Consider the following 14856-nt stretch of genomic DNA (forward strand, 5'->3'; position numbering starts at 1 on the left):
AGCAGGCGAAGCAGATCGTCGCGCGCCTGAAGAAGGCGCCGAAGGACGAGGTGCTGTTCGAAACCGGCTACGGGCCCTCGGGTCTGCCGCATATCGGCACTTTCGGCGAGGTCGCGCGCACCACCATGGTGCGACACGCCTTCCGGGTGCTGACCGAGGACAGGATCAAGACACGGCTGCTGGCCTTTTCCGACGACATGGATGGCCTGCGCAAGGTGCCGGACAACGTGCCCAACAAGGAGCTGCTGGCGCAGGATCTCGGCAAGCCGCTGACGCAAGTTCGCGATCCCTTCGGCACCCATGACAGCTTCGGCGAACACAACAACGCCCGCCTGCGCGCCTTCCTCGACACCTTCGGCTTCGACTATGAATTCGCCAGCTCGACCGCCTACTACACTTCGGGCCGCTTCGACGCCACGCTTCTGAAGGTGCTCGAAAACATCGACAGGGTGATGGCTATCATGCTGCCGTCGCTGCGCGAGGAACGCGCCGCGAGCTATTCGCCATTTCTGCCCATCTGCCCGCGCACCGGCGTGGTGTTTCAGGTTCCGATCGTGGCGCACGACGCGAAAGCCGGCACCGTCTCCTATGACGATCCCGAAACCAACGAGCGCGTCACGGTCCCCGTCACCGGCGGACATTGCAAACTGCAGTGGAAGCCGGACTGGGCGATGCGCTGGACCGCGCTCGGGGTTGATTATGAAATGGCGGGCAAAGACCTGATCGATTCGGTGAAGCTGTCGGGCAAGATCTGTTCCGCGCTCGGCGGCATGCCGCCGGAGGGCTTCAACTACGAACTGTTCCTCGACGACAAGGGCCAGAAGATTTCCAAGTCAAAAGGAAACGGCCTGACCATCGACGAATGGCTGCGCTATGCCTCGCCGGAATCACTGTCGCTGTTCATGTACCGCGAGCCGAAAGCGGCCAAGCGGCTGCATTTCGACGTCATCCCGCGCAACGTCGACGACTACTACCAGTTCCTGGAGGGCTATCCGCGTCAGGACGCAAAGCAGCAGCTCGCCAACCCGGTCTGGCACATTCACGCCGGCAGCCCCCCCGCGGCCGACATGCCGGTCACGTTCCAGTTGCTTCTGACACTGGTGTCGTCATCGAACGCGGAGAACGCCGAAACGCTGTGGGGGTTCATCGGCCGCTATCGTCCCGGCGTCACGCCGCAGACCCATCCGAAGCTCGATGCGCTGGTCGGTTACGCCATCAACTATTACCGCGACTTCGTGGCGCCGACGAAAAAATTCCGCGAGCCGACCGGGAGCGAGCGGGCCGCGCTGTCCGACCTGCGCGATGCGCTGTCGCAACTGCCTGAAAACGCTTCGGCCGAAGACATCCAGAACGCGGTCTATGAAATCGGCCGCCGCGAACCCTTCCTGAACCACAAGAAGCTGGCCAAGGACGGCCGCCCCGGCGTCTCGCTCGACTGGTTCAACATGCTTTATCAGGTGCTGCTCGGACAGGAGAAGGGACCGCGCTTCGGCTCGTTCGTCGCGGTCTACGGCATGCGCAACGCCATCGCGATGATCGACGGCGCACTGGCGCGGACGGGATGACCGTCACCGCAAAGCGCCGTCATCCTAAGCATTATAGACCACGATAGACGCGGTCTCGCGGTCGCCAAAAAACGTGACCCGCCAACCCGGAGTTTGTGCCGGGCCATGAGGAACGCCTTGTCATCCGCCTACATTAACTAGGCGGACGGACCTTCCCCCAGAGGTCTTCCGTCCCCTCCCGGCCCGCCGGTGACTGCCCCCACCCTCACCGGCGGGTTTGACGCTCTTGCCGAGCCTTTTTTACCATGGTCGCCCTGAGTTCGAAGGGCGACCGGTACTGCCCACGGCTGCGCTTATGTGCGCTTTGCTGGCCGCTTTGCATTCGGGTGTTGTTTTCCGGTCATTTACTTTGTTCAGGCAATTTTATTTGAATGGCGACACGGCGCGTTTGAGTCGCCCGGCTGACGATGCACGGCAAGACCCCATAGGATTCCCGGATTTGATGGAGCGGCTGCGGTGCAGCTTTGGAGCCAAGGGATGCTGACGAGGGCCGCGGCGGCATTGGCCGCCACGATCGGAACGAGCGTTCTGGCTCTCGCGCCTGCCGAGGCGCGGCCGGATGTGGTGAGCTACCGCGGCGATTATGCGCCGGGCACCATCGTGGTGAAGACCAATGAGCGCCGGCTCTACCTGATCGTCGATTCGGATCGCGCGATCCGCTATCCCGTCGGCGTCGGCAAGGCCGGCAAGCAATGGGCCGGCACCGCCCGCATCGAGGGCAAATATCGCGACCCGGCATGGGCGCCGCCGGCGGACGTGAAGCGCGACCATCCGAATATTCCGGACGTGATTGCCGGAGGCTCTCCGTCGAATCCGATGGGCGTCGCGGCGATGACGCTGTCAGGCGGCGGGCAATATGCCATTCATGGCACCAACAAGCCGCAATCGGTCGGTCATTTCGTGTCGTACGGCTGCATCCGCATGTACAACGCCGACATCGACGACCTCTATCAGCGCGTTTCGATCGGAACGCCGGTGGTGGTGACGCAGCGCTGATCATTACAGCGGATAATGCAAAGGCGTCTGAGTTCGCACGGCTTTGTTTGTGCGGGATGATTCATCTGCTCGCCCTGTCGCACCAGCTTCCGCGATGCCCGCCGTGATAGGCGCGGGCGTAACCGCCCGCCAGCATCGCCGCAGAAACATCGGGCGTTCGCGCCGTGGCGGCATCGGCAAGAACGCGCCCGTTATATTTGTCGGGCCCGATATTGGCGATCGTGACACCACCCTCGCCAAGCAAATCGCGCAAGCGGGCGCTCGCGGCCTGCGCCAACCGAAATTCCTCGGCGCATGCGGCCTTCATCTCCGCGGCATCGATGCCGCGCAGCCGCACCCGCGTCGTCATGTCGAGACCGGGCCACAGATGAACCAGCGCCTCGAAGGTGTCGCCGTCGATGGTCCTGACGACCTCGACCTGGTGCCGCATTCCCGAATCGGCAGCGCGCGCCCAGATCGCGCGCACATCGCTCGGGGACGGCAGCGACGTCTGGTTAAGGGTGGCCTGCGGCCAATGCACCCAGCTCCGGATCGGCAGCATGGTGCCCGCCACCACGCCCAGAGTGAAAATCCAGGGCAGAATCGGTGAGAGGCGACCGCGCCAGCGCGACCCTGAAGATGCATTTATTCTGGTGTATGGGTACATATTCCTAAAATAGCGCGAGTCGGCCCAACCTGCAAGCTGGAAAAGCGGCGAGGCGGAAAATGATCCGCTCAGAAGTCCGACGCGATTCCGTTTCGCTCCCAGTCGCCGAACCGGGTCGGCTCGGGGCCTTTCGGTCCCTGAATTTCTTTCGGGTTCTCTCTAGCGGCGGCGGCAGTTTGAGAGGCGGCGCGGCGGGCCTCCGCCTCGGCCAGCGCGCGCCGGGCCGCCGGCGGAAGCCGCTTTCCCGCATCGGCCGGATCGTCGTGCGGCAAGATCGAAGGCTCCTCCGCCACGTCCTAGTTCTCCCGGTCACGACTCTCCCGCGCGCGAGGCGAAACATCACGCCCTGGAAACGTCCACTACAAATCATGCCCCGAATTGGTGAATATGATGGCGATTCTTATATTTGGCATATTCACGTGTCACGAAACTGATCCTGCCGCGACGCCCGCTGACCGGTGTGTCCGTCATTCTCATTTTTCAAGCGATTTGCCTGCCTCATGCCGTCAACCAGATTCGCACCGCCTACCGAGGTTCCCGGCCTCGCAGCCCGGCGCATCGCAGCGGATATCCTCGACGGCGTCCTGCACAAGCGCCGCACGCTCGACGAACAACTCGAAGGCGCGGCCGCGCATCCCGCCCTGAAAGCGCTCGCCGATCGCGACCGCGCCTTGATGCGGCGCCTGGTGGCGACGATCCTGCGCCGGCTCGGAACGCTCGGCCATTTGCTGTCGCGGCTGCTCGATCGCGGCGTCCCGACCGACGCGCCGCGCGCGCAGAGCGCGCTTCTGATCGGCGCGGCGCAGATTCTCTGGATGGATGTGCCGGATCACGCCGCCGTCGACCTGTCGGTGCGGCTCGTGCAGTCGGACCGTCGCGCGGCGAAATATGCGGGACTTGTCAACGCCGTGCTGCGCCGCTGCGCCCGCGAGGGTCAGGGCCTGATCGATGAGGTCCGCTCGGAGGCGCTCGACATCCCGCCATGGCTGATGGCGCGGTGGACCACGCACTACGGCGAGAGCACCGCGAAAGCCATGGCCGCGGCGATCGGCCACGAACCGCCCCTCGATCTCACTGTCAAGGTCGATGCTGCGCACTGGGCGGCGCGGCTGCACGGCGAGGCGTTGCCGACCGGGACCGTTCGCACTGCGCTGCAGGGCCCGATCGCGATGCTGCCGGGATTCTCGGAAGGACGATGGTGGGTGCAGGACGCCGCCGCCGCGCTGCCGGCGCGGTTGTTCGGCGATCTCAAAGGACGACGCGTCGCCGATCTCTGTGCCGCGCCCGGGGGCAAGACCGCGCAACTCGTACTGGCGGGCGCGGAGGTGACGGCCATCGACCGCTCGCCAAACCGCGTGGCGCGGCTGCGCGAAAATCTCGGGCGGCTGTCGCTGGATGCGCGGGCGCTTGTCGCCGACGCCGTCGAATGGCAGGACGATGCCGCGGGCGGCGGTTTCGACGGCGTGCTGGTGGATGCGCCCTGCTCCGCGACGGGCACCATCCGCCGTCATCCGGACGTCGCCTGGCTCAAGCAGGAATCCGATATCGTCGCGCTGACGGTCCTGCAAAGCCGGCTGCTGCAAAAAGCAATCGCGCTGCTCAAGCCCGGCGGGACGCTGGTCTACTGCACCTGCTCGCTGGAACCTGAGGAAGGCGAGCGGGTGGTCGCCGCGCTGCTCGCGTCCGAGGCGGGCGTACGGCGCGCACCGGTCAGTGCCGCGGAAATAGCCGGACTGGAGGGGATCGTGACGCCAGCGGGCGAATTGCGCACCCTTCCCTGCCATCTGCCGCGCGACGATCCGAAATTGGGCGGGCTCGACGGTTTCTACGCGGCGCGATTGACCAAGTCCTGATACCCGAAGCCGAACTCTTAGATTCGCGGCATTTCAAGATAGTGCGTCGCCGGGTTTTCCGGATTAAAAGATTCGCGAAAGAGTCCCGTCAACTGAAAGGGATTCGTGGGAATCCTCATACCGAAGGCGCAGCGTGTCGGTCGCTCATCGCAGACACATTTCAACGCTGTTGCTCCGCCGCTTCGCCCGACGGACGCTCGCGCGCGCGGGCGACGGCCCGGCGGCGTTGTCGCGGCTATGGCCCGGCCGCACCGACCGGCTGACGATCGCGCCGCATGACCTGCGCACGGCCGACGCCACCCGCGCCGCCGAGATCTATGCCGGCCGCTTTGTATTCGCGGGCAAGATCGTCACCTGTCGGTCCCGCTCGATCTTCGACCTCGAACCGCCCTCCGAGGACTGGGAGGCGACGCTGCTGGGTTTCGGCTGGCTGCGGCATCTGCGCGCCGCCGATACCGCGATCACGCGCGCCAATGCACGATCGCTGGTGGACGACTGGATGTCGAATCCGGCGCGGCGGCGGCCGCTCGGACGCCGCGCCGACGTCATGGCGCGCCGCGTCATCTCGCTGTTGTGCCATGCGCCGCTCGTGCTCAGCGACACCGATGGAAAATTCTATCGCCGCTATCTGCGCGCGTTGGCCCGCGACATCCGCCTGCTGCGTTTCGGTCTGCACGATGCCCCCGACGGCGTGCCGCGGCTTCAGGTGCTGATCGCGCTGTGCTACGCCTCGCTCTGCCTCGCCAATCAGGCGAGCACCATCCGCACCGCGACGCGCAAGCTGTCCGACGAATTACGGCGGCAGATCCTGCCCGACGGCGGTCACATCTCGCGCAATCCCGGCGCATTGATCGAACTGCTAATCGACCTGTTGCCGCTGAGGCAGACCTTCGCGGCACGCAACATCGCGCCGCCGCCGGCGCTGTTGAACGCCATCGACCGCATGATGCCCATGCTGCGCTTCTTCCGTCACGGCGACGGCAGTTTTGCGCTGTTCAACGGCATGAGCGGCGCGCCGTCCGACCTGCTGGCAACGCTTCTGGCCTACGACGACACCCGCGGCGTACCGATGGCCCACATGCCGCACACCGGCTTCCAGCGCCTCGATGCCGGCGCGACGACGCTGATCGTCGATACCGGACCGCCGCCGCCCTCGAACCTCAGCGAGGAGGCGCACGCCGGTTGCCTGTCGTTCGAGCTGTCCTCCGGTCCGAACCGGATCGTGATCAATTGCGGCACGCCCTCGACCGGCCGCGACACCTGGCGCACCTTCGCACGCACTACGCCGGCGCATTCCACGCTGACCTGCCATGAAACGTCATCGTGCCAGTTCGTCGAACAGTCGGCGATGAAGCGGCTGCTGCAGGGCGCGCCGATCGTCGGCGGCCCGCGCAATGTCGAAAGCTCCCGCCATACCGTGGACGACGGCGAACGGCTGACGGCATCGCATGACGGCTATCTCGCCCGGTTCGGCCTGATCCATCGCCGCGTGCTGACGATCGCGCAGGACGGCTCGCGGCTGGAGGGCGAGGACATGCTGGCGCCCGCGCCCGGCGGCCGCATGAAGGGCAGCAGGATCAACTACGCATTGCGTTTTCATCTGCATCCGTCGATCAAGGCGAGCCGCCTCAGCGACGGGCACGGGGTGATGCTGGTGCTGCAAAACCGCGAAGTCTGGACATTCGAGGCGCCCGACGACCGCGTCGACCTCGAAGACAGCGTATTTCTCGCCGGCAATGACGGTCCCCGCCGCAGCGCGCAGATCGTGATCCATCAGAATGCCCGCGAGGCCCCCAGCGTGCGCTGGAGTTTCGTCCGTTCGGCCACCTCGCCCGCGACAACCACCGCCCGCCGCAATGCGAGCCGGCAGCCGGAATTACCGCTGTAGCAGCGTAAGACTCGATCTTTGCCGGTCGTTGTGAAGGGCGACGAAAGCTGCTAACGAACCCTCGCTCGCGCGACTGGCGACCTTGGATGGAGCACCATCGGGAAGCGCGGGACATATCTGCCGCGCGCCTGGGCATAGGTATCCCTTCAGACAGAGGATCTGCCCATGACCGACCGCCCGCGCCGCGTGACCCGCGCATTGCTTTCCGTTTCCGACAAAACCGGCCTGATCGAATTCGCCCGCGCGCTCGCTGGGCTCGGCATCGACCTGGTCTCGACCGGCGGCACCGCCAAGGCGATCGCCGCGGCAGGATTGAATGTGAGGGATGTCTCCGAACTCACCGGTTTTCCCGAAATGATGGATGGCCGGGTCAAAACGCTGCATCCGAATGTGCATGGCGGCCTGCTGGCGATCCGCGACAACGCCGATCATGCGAAAGCCATGGCGGATCATAGCATCGCGCCGATCGACCTGCTGGTGGTCAACCTGTATCCGTTCGAGGCGACCGTCGACAGGGGCGCGCATTACGAAGACTGCATCGAGAACATCGACATCGGCGGCCCGGCGATGATCCGCGCCGCCGCGAAAAACCACGACGACGTTGCGGTCGTTGTCGAACCGCAGGACTATCAGGCGGTGCTCGACGAGCTCAACGCCAATGGCGGCGCAACCACGCTGGTCCTGCGCAAGCGCCTCGCCGCCAAGGCCTATGCGCGCACCGCCGCCTATGACGCCGCGATCTCCAACTGGTTCGCGCTCCAGCTTGAGACCGACGCGCCGGACTATCGCGCTATCGGCGGCCGTCTTGCGCAGACGCTGCGTTACGGCGAAAATCCGCACCAGAGCGCCGCGTTCTATCGCACGCCGGAGCGACGCGCCGGGGTCTCGACCGCGCGACAGTTGCAGGGCAAGGAACTGTCCTACAACAACATCAACGACACCGACGCGGCCTATGAATGCGTCGCCGAATTCGACGCGGCGCGCACCGCGGCCTGCGTCATCATCAAGCACGCCAATCCTTGCGGCGTCGCGGAAGGCGCCGATCTCGCCGACGCCTATCGCAAGGCGCTTGCCTGCGACACCACCTCGGCCTATGGCGGCATCATCGCCTTCAACCGCACGCTCGACACCGATGCGGCCAACGCCGTCGCCGGCATCTTCACCGAAGTCATCATCGCGCCTGACGCGACCGAGGAGGCGATCGCCATCATCGGCAAGCGCAAGAACCTGCGTCTGCTGCTCGCGGGCGGCCTGCCCGATCCCCGCGCGCGCGGCCTGACGGCGAAGACGGTGGCGGGCGGGCTTCTGGTGCAGACCCGCGACAACGCCGTCGTCGACGACATGCCGCTGAAGGTCATGACGAAGCGCGCGCCGACCGAGGCCGAAATGCGCGACCTGCGCTTCGCGTTCCGCGTCGGCAAGCATGTCAAGTCCAACACCATCGTCTATGCCAGGGATCTTGCCACCGTCGGCATCGGCGCGGGGCAGATGAGCCGCGTCGATTCCGCGCGAATCGCGGCGCGCAAGGCCGAGGACGCGGCGCATGACTTAAAACTCGCAGAGCCGCTGACCAAAGGCTCGGTCGTGGCGTCGGACGCGTTCTTCCCATTCGCCGACGGGATGCTCGCCTGCATCGAGGCCGGCGCCACCGCGGTCATTCAGCCGGGCGGCTCGATGCGCGACGAGGACGTCATCAAGGCGGCCGACGAGCACGGCATCGCCATGGTGTTCACCGGCATCCGGCATTTCCGGCATTAGAGCATGATCCCGAAACGTGGAAACCGGTTTTCGGACAAGATCATGCTGGATCAGAAGGATAGACGAGGGTCTGATTCAACGCAGTTGAGTCAGGCTTTAGAGCGTAGTCTCTGCGGCGGGCTGCGTTCTCGATATTGAGAATGCGGACCGTCTTTTCGCCAATCGCTCACGCTTTGGCGGAACCAAAATCGGAGTTGGCTTTTGTCGTCGAGAGGCATTCGCCACGACGTGCTTTTCGGTCCGGACGAGGATATTTTCTTGCCGATGCGAACCTTGAGATGAAGGCGGGGGCAACAGAATGAGATCGGTGGTAGGCGGCGCAATGCTGCTTCTCGGCATGTCGGCGCTGCCGGTGCTTGCAGCGGACGGAAAAAACACCACAACGAACGCGATGCCTCCCGGAGCGGCATCGTGCTCACCATGTCACGGCAAGCAGGGAGAGGGCCAGCCGACGACGGCCGTGCCGCGCCTTGCCGGTCTCAACGCACAATATCTCGAACGTCAGCTTGCGGGCTTCAAGGACGGCACCCGCAAGAACCGCATCATGATGATGATCGCGTCGGACCTTTCAGACGGCGAGAAGAAAGCTCTCGCGACCTATTATGCCAATATGGCGACGACGAAGGCCGAAACCGCACCCGCCGACGCGGCCGTGATCGCCGCAGGCGCGAAGCTCGCCGCGACCGGCGACTGGTCGAAAGACCTGCCGGGTTGCGCACAGTGTCACGGGGCCGCCGGCCTCGGCGTCGGCGCGGACTTTCCGCGGCTCGCCGGACAATGGGCCGTCTATATCGAGAAAGCACTGCGGTCGTGGAAGAGCGGCGATCGCAAGACCGATCCCATGGGCGTGATGGCCAATATCGCCGGCAAGCTCACCGACGACCAGATCAAGAGCGTCGCCGCCTATTACGAGAGCCTGCCCGTGGCAGCGCCGGCCCACGCATCGGAGACCAAACCATGACACGCCATCCGGTTGCCCCTTCGATCGCGGCCGCGGCCGTTCTCGTCCTCGCGACCACCGGCTTGGTCGGATACGCGCGGGCTACCGGCCCGGCAACCCCGGCGACAGGCGCGACGCCGGAGCAGCCTCCCGCGCAAAAAACGGAAGCCGTGCGGCCCTCCTACACGCCACCTTCGGACAGCGACATCCCGAGCGGTCCGTTCGGCGACATGATACGGCTCGGCGAAGCGATCTTTCACGACACCCAGCACAATGCGAAAGGCTTCGTCGGCAACGATCTGCAGTGCTCGAACTGTCACATCGATCGCGGCCGTCAACCCAACTCCGCGCCGTTGGGCGCCGCTTATCTTCTTTACCCGGCCTATCGCACCAAGAATGCCCACGTGAATACCTTTCAGGAGCGGCTGCAGGGCTGCTTCCGCTACAGCATGAACGGCAAGGCGCCGCCGTTGAACGACAAGGTGCTGGTGGCGCTCGAGAGCTACGCCTACTTCCTGGCGAAGGGCGGCCCGACCGGAGTCGTCGTCAAGGGCCAGGGCTATCCCAAGCTGAAAGCGCCGGATCAGCCTGCCGATTACGATCGCGGCGCCAAGGCCTACGCCCAGCATTGCTCGCTCTGTCACGGCGCCGACGGCGCGGGACAGAAATCAGCCGATGGACAGACCGTATTTCCCCCGCTGTGGGGAGCGCGGTCATTCAACTGGGGGGCGGGGATGGCTTCGATCAACAACGCCGCGGGCTTCATCAAGGCCAACATGCCGCTCGGCCTCGGCGGCTCGCTGACCGATCAGGAGGCGTGGGACATCGCGACCTACATGGACAGCCAGGAGCGTCCGCAGGATCCGCGATTCGTCGATTCGGTGGCGGAAACCCGCAAGCGATTCCACGACGAGCCGACCTCGAAATACGGCCTGGTCGTGAACGGCGTCCTGCTTGGCGAAAAGTCGCCGCCGTCGGGGACCATCAGCGCAGCGGATTGAACGCGCGGGTGCGGCTATTCGCGCACGCGGGACAGCAGCGCGAGCCCGGCGACGAAGAACAGCACCAGCACCGCCATGCCCGCCTTCTGGCTCGCGGTGATCGCGGTGACGAAGCCGATCAACAGCGGACCGACGAACGACGTCACCTTTCCGGTCAGCGCGAACAATCCGAAGAACTGCGCGATGCGATCCTTCGGCGCCATCCGGATCAGCAGCGTCCGCGAGGCCGCCTGCAACGGGCCGCCGGCGCCGCCGATCAGGCAGCCGAGGATGAGATACGCCTTCTCCGCGGGTGCCGCGAACAACCCGCCGCCGGGCACGGGCGGCGGCACCTTCACGAACAGGATGGAGTCCTTCTCGACCAGCAGGATCACCGCGATCGACAGCAGCAGGACGGTCATGCTCGCGGCGATGACGAGCTTCGGACCCAGGCGGTCGTCGAGCTTGCCGCCGATCCACGCGCCGAGCGCACCGGCGACGGCAAGCAGAATGCCGAACACGCCCATCTGGATGGTATGCCAGCCGAAGGTGCCGGCGGCATAGATGCCGCCGAACGCGAACAGCGACACCAGTCCGTCGGTGTAGATCATGTTGGCGAGCAGGAAGGTCGCCAACGATTTGCGCCTCGGCAATTCGCCGAGCGTCCCGCGCAGTTCTCTCAATCCTTCACGCAGCGCCGTCCGCACCGGGCGCTTGGCCGGGAAGTCCGGCGTCAGCAAAAACATCGGCAGCACGAACACGATGAACCAGATGCCGGTGAGGGGACCGGTGATGCGATCGCCCTCGTGCATGGCCGGATCGAGCCCGAACAGCGGCGAGAGGCCGAACAGCGTTTTGCCGGTCGTGGGATTGGCGGCAAGGAAGCCGAGCACAAGGATGAGGCTGAGGATGCCGCCGACATAGCCGGTGGCCCATCCTGTTCCCGACAGGCGCCCGATCTTGTGGGGCGGCACCAGCGAGGGCATCATCGCGTTGTTGAACACGGTGGCGAATTCGACGCCGATGGTGGCGATGCCATAGGCGATCAAAAGCGGCAGGATCACGCTCGCGTCGCCGGGCTTGCCGATCCACATCAGACTGGAGCCGATCACCAGCAACGCGCCGAAGGCCGCGATCCACGGTTTGCGCCGGCCGCTGGCGTCGGCGATCGCGCCGAGCACCGGCGAGGCCAGCGCGATCACGATGCCGGCCGAGCCCGTCGCAAAGCCCCACAGCGATTGCCCCTCCGCCGGCGTCGCCGCCACGAAGGTCGCGAAATAGGGCGCGAAAACGAATGTCGTGATCAGCGTGAAATAGGGCTGCGCCGCCCAGTCGAACATGATCCAACTGGCGATTGCGGCGCGCGACGCATAGCGCACCTCGCTATCGGCGTTGCCTGCCGTCATGGCCGTGGTCACCGTCATGATCGATATGTCCCACCGAGTCACACAGGGCGGCTGCCTCGCCCGCCGAAATCCCTGTAGCATCCCTTCGATAACGAAATGACAACCATCATGGCCGGATTAGACATGACACGCCCATTGCCGTTCCGGCGCGTCTTTTCCGCGATCGGCTTTTCCCTGATCGCCGCATTGCTGGTTTTCCGGACACCCGTGTCCGCGCAGGATGCGCGCGGCTCCCCGCCGCCCGCGTCCGCTGCGATCCGTCCCGTGGACGCGAAACATGGCATGGTGGTGGCGCAGGAGAAGCGCGCCGCAGCAATCGGCGCGGAGATCCTGGCGCGTGGCGGCAATGCGGTCGATGCGGCGGTGGCGACCGGTTTCGCCATGGCGGTCACCTATCCCCGCGCCGGCAATCTCGGCGGCGGCGGCTTCATGGTGATTCACCTCGCAGACCGGGATCGTAACGTCGCCATCGACTATCGCGAGACCGCACCGGGTGCGACCACGCGCGATATCTTCCTTGGCGCCGACGGCAAGCCGGAGCCTGCGAAGTCGCGCGATTCGGCGCTCGGCATCGGCGTGCCCGGCACCGTCGCCGGGCTGACGCTGGCGCTCGGCCAATACGGCTCGGGCAAATTCACCCTCGCCGACCTGCTCAAGCCCGCGATCACGCTGGCGCGCGACGGATTCAAGATTGGCGACGACACCGCAGCCACCCTGCCGCAATGGCACCGGCGTCTCGCGCGCTGGCCTTCGTCTGTGAAAATATTCTCGCGCCCGGACGGCGGCTCGCTGCGCGAAGGCGATCTTCTGGTTCAGACCGATCTGGCGGCGACGCTGACCGCGATCGCGGAGCGCGGACCGGGTGGCTTTTACGAAGGGCCGGTGGCGGAACGACTGGTGGCGGCGATCCGAGCCGCCGGCGGCATCATGACGCTGGACGATCTCAGGTCGTATCGGCCGCTCGTCCGCGAGCCGGTGCGCGGCAGTTATCGCGGCTATGACATCGTCTCGATGCCGCTGTCGTCGTCCGGCGGCACCGTGCTGATCGAATCGCTGAATATCCTCGAGGGATTCCCGATGCGCGATCTGCATCAGGGATCGGCGGATTCGCTGCACCTGCTGATCGAGGCGATGAAGCGCGCCTATGCCGACCGCGCGCGCTATCTCGGCGATCCCGCCTTCGTGCATGTGCCGATCGCAAGGCTGCTCGCCAAGGACTACGCCGCCAAACAGCGCGCCTCGATCGACATGGCGCGCGCAACGCCGGCCGCCGCGGTGCCCCTGCCGCCACCGCATGAAGGCGACAACACCACGCATTTTTCCGTGGCCGACGCCTTCGGCAACGCTGTCAGCAACACCTATACGCTGAACTTCAGCTACGGCGTCGGGCTCGTCGCGGAGGGCACCGGCATTCTGCTCAACAACGAGCTCGACGATTTCACCGCGGCGCCCGGCGCGTCGAACGCGTTCGGCCTGGTCGGCTTCGAGGCCAACCTGCCCGGCCCCGGCAAGCGGCCGTTGTCCTCGATGACGCCGACCATCGTGTTGAAGGATGACAAGCCGGTGCTGGTGACGGGATCGCCCGGCGGCAGCCGCATCGTCTCCACTGTGCTGCAGGTGATCGTCAACGTGCTCGATTACGGGATGACCGTTGCCGACGCCGTGGCCGCGCCGCGGCTGCACCATCAATGGCTGCCCGACGAGGTCCGCGCCGAGCACGGATTTCCCGAAAGCGTCATCGCGGAATTGCGGGCGCGAGGCCACATCGTGGTCATGCCGATGGGACAGACCTCGGCCAACTCGATCGCCGTCTCGCCGGACGGCTTTCACGGGGCGGCCGATCCGCGCACGCGCGGGTCGGAGGCGGCGGGATATTGAGGCGGGCGGCTCGTTTCCAGCCGTCATCATCCAAAAAAATGAGTGCCAAGAGCCGCAATAATATTTATCCGGGTAATATTGACGGACAAATTATATCCGGGTAATAAAATTCCATTAAACGGCCATCGGGGACCCGCCATGATGCACGACCAGACCTATTTTACCGCGTTCGAGGGCCAGCGTCGCATTGCGTCCGGCCCGCTCGCCGATGTCGCACTCGCGGTCAAGCACGCGGAGACGCGCACGACCGCTCCGATCGCGATCTACAGCGACGCGACCGGGCAGCCGGTCGACCTCGATTTGCGCGGGTCCGACGACGAGGTCGCCGCCCGCCTGCAGCGGACCTCGTCGGTCGAAGCGGCGGGACCGCGCGGCCGCGGCCGGCCGAAACTCGGCGTGGTCGCGCGCGAGGTGACGCTGCTGCCGCGGCACTGGGAATGGCTGAGCGCGCAGCCCGGCGGCGCATCGGTCGCCTTGCGCAAGCTGGTCGACGAGGCGCGCCGCGCCAATGGCGAGAAGGATCGCAACCGCGCGGCGCGCGACGCCGCCTATCACTTCATGTCCGCGATGGCGGGCAATCTTGCAAACTTCGAGGACGCCGCGCGCGCGCTGTTCGCGGACGACCGGCGGCGGCTGGCTGGCCTGATCGCTACCTGGCCGGAGGACATCCGCGATCACGTCATCAGGCTGATGGAGCGGGCTTGACATTCGCCTGCCGCGGGCCCGCAATGCAACGTCAAATCCAAAGCTCCGCTGGAAACCCATGCTTGCCAGTGGTCTCGCGGGTCCAACATTCGCAAAAGCGCCTGCCGAAACGGGGTGCGAACGCTACAGCAACCGGACCAATCGATTATGTTTTGACGCGTTTTTCTTTACGCGAAGCGGCATCCACTTCGCTTGAGAACGCTATGGCCTTCGGCGGCGTCATCAGAACTTCTGCAAGGAT

General features: G+C 65.4%; 12 protein-coding genes and 1 riboswitch. Of the genes, 9 read left to right on the plus strand and 3 right to left on the minus strand.

Annotated features, from left to right (window positions below; all coding sequences use genetic code 11):
- A partial coding sequence (locus BGN91_RS02700) for a lysine--tRNA ligase (protein ID WP_292610415.1) occupies positions 1 to 1565 on the plus strand: 1565 nt, incomplete at its 5' end.
- 477 nt (positions 1566 to 2042) lie between these two features.
- A complete protein-coding gene (locus BGN91_RS02705) occupies positions 2043 to 2561 on the plus strand; it encodes a L,D-transpeptidase (protein WP_292610416.1) in 519 nt (172 codons plus the stop codon).
- A 61-nt stretch (positions 2562 to 2622) separates the two neighbouring features.
- Here BGN91_RS02705 and BGN91_RS02710 read toward each other — a convergent pair whose 3' ends face one another.
- Together BGN91_RS02710 and BGN91_RS02715 are read right to left on the minus strand one after the other, a co-directional pair.
- Positions 2623 to 3207, minus strand: coding sequence for a thermonuclease family protein (locus BGN91_RS02710; protein ID WP_292610417.1), 585 nt, complete (start codon positions 3205 to 3207; stop codon positions 2623 to 2625).
- A gap of 68 nt (positions 3208 to 3275) precedes the next feature.
- Positions 3276 to 3500, minus strand: a complete 225-nt coding sequence (locus tag BGN91_RS02715) for a succinate dehydrogenase assembly factor 4 (RefSeq protein WP_292610418.1) — start codon at positions 3498 to 3500, stop codon at positions 3276 to 3278.
- Positions 3501 to 3707: 207 nt separating this feature from the next.
- On the opposite strand from BGN91_RS02715, the gene BGN91_RS02720 reads away from it, so the two are divergent.
- The 5 genes from BGN91_RS02720 to BGN91_RS02740 all read left to right on the plus strand — a co-directional run bounded on the left by BGN91_RS02720 (position 3708) and on the right by BGN91_RS02740 (position 10647).
- Positions 3708 to 5060 (plus strand): transcription antitermination factor NusB, encoded by a 1353-nt coding sequence (locus tag BGN91_RS02720; RefSeq protein ID WP_292610419.1) that lies wholly within the window; start codon positions 3708 to 3710, stop codon positions 5058 to 5060.
- Between the two features lie 133 nt (positions 5061 to 5193).
- The gene (locus tag BGN91_RS02725) at positions 5194 to 6948 is read left to right on the plus strand and encodes a heparinase II/III family protein (protein ID WP_292610420.1); all 1755 of its coding nucleotides are present in this window, start codon (positions 5194 to 5196) and stop codon (positions 6946 to 6948) included.
- Positions 6949 to 7007: 59 nt separating this feature from the next.
- A riboswitch (ZMP/ZTP riboswitch) is annotated at positions 7008 to 7089 on the plus strand.
- Between the two features lie 24 nt (positions 7090 to 7113).
- Complete coding sequence (gene purH / locus BGN91_RS02730) at positions 7114 to 8706, plus strand: bifunctional phosphoribosylaminoimidazolecarboxamide formyltransferase/IMP cyclohydrolase (protein ID WP_292610421.1); 1593 nt, start codon at positions 7114 to 7116, stop codon at positions 8704 to 8706.
- Between the two features lie 298 nt (positions 8707 to 9004).
- Entirely contained in the window at positions 9005 to 9667 is a 663-nt protein-coding gene (locus BGN91_RS02735; RefSeq protein WP_292610422.1) for a c-type cytochrome, read from the plus strand.
- Entirely contained in the window at positions 9664 to 10647 is a 984-nt protein-coding gene (locus tag BGN91_RS02740; RefSeq protein WP_292610423.1) for a c-type cytochrome, read from the plus strand. The genes BGN91_RS02735 and BGN91_RS02740 overlap by 4 nt, the downstream gene beginning before the upstream one ends.
- Before the next feature lie 14 nt (positions 10648 to 10661).
- Here BGN91_RS02740 and BGN91_RS02745 read toward each other — a convergent pair whose 3' ends face one another.
- Complete coding sequence (locus BGN91_RS02745; RefSeq protein WP_292610424.1) at positions 10662 to 12050, minus strand: MFS transporter; 1389 nt, start codon at positions 12048 to 12050, stop codon at positions 10662 to 10664.
- Positions 12051 to 12155: 105 nt separating this feature from the next.
- Between BGN91_RS02745 and ggt the strand changes: the two genes are divergently transcribed.
- Positions 12156 to 13910, plus strand: a complete 1755-nt coding sequence (gene ggt / locus BGN91_RS02750; protein ID WP_292610425.1) for a gamma-glutamyltransferase — start codon at positions 12156 to 12158, stop codon at positions 13908 to 13910.
- A gap of 138 nt (positions 13911 to 14048) precedes the next feature.
- Positions 14049 to 14615, plus strand: coding sequence for a DUF2239 family protein (locus tag BGN91_RS02755; protein ID WP_292610426.1), 567 nt, complete (start codon positions 14049 to 14051; stop codon positions 14613 to 14615).
- Positions 14616 to 14856: the final 241 nt, after the last annotated feature.

Origin of the sequence: Nitrobacter sp. 62-13, assembly GCF_001896955.1 — a bacterium.
Classification (GTDB): Bacteria; Pseudomonadota; Alphaproteobacteria; order Rhizobiales; family Xanthobacteraceae; genus Nitrobacter.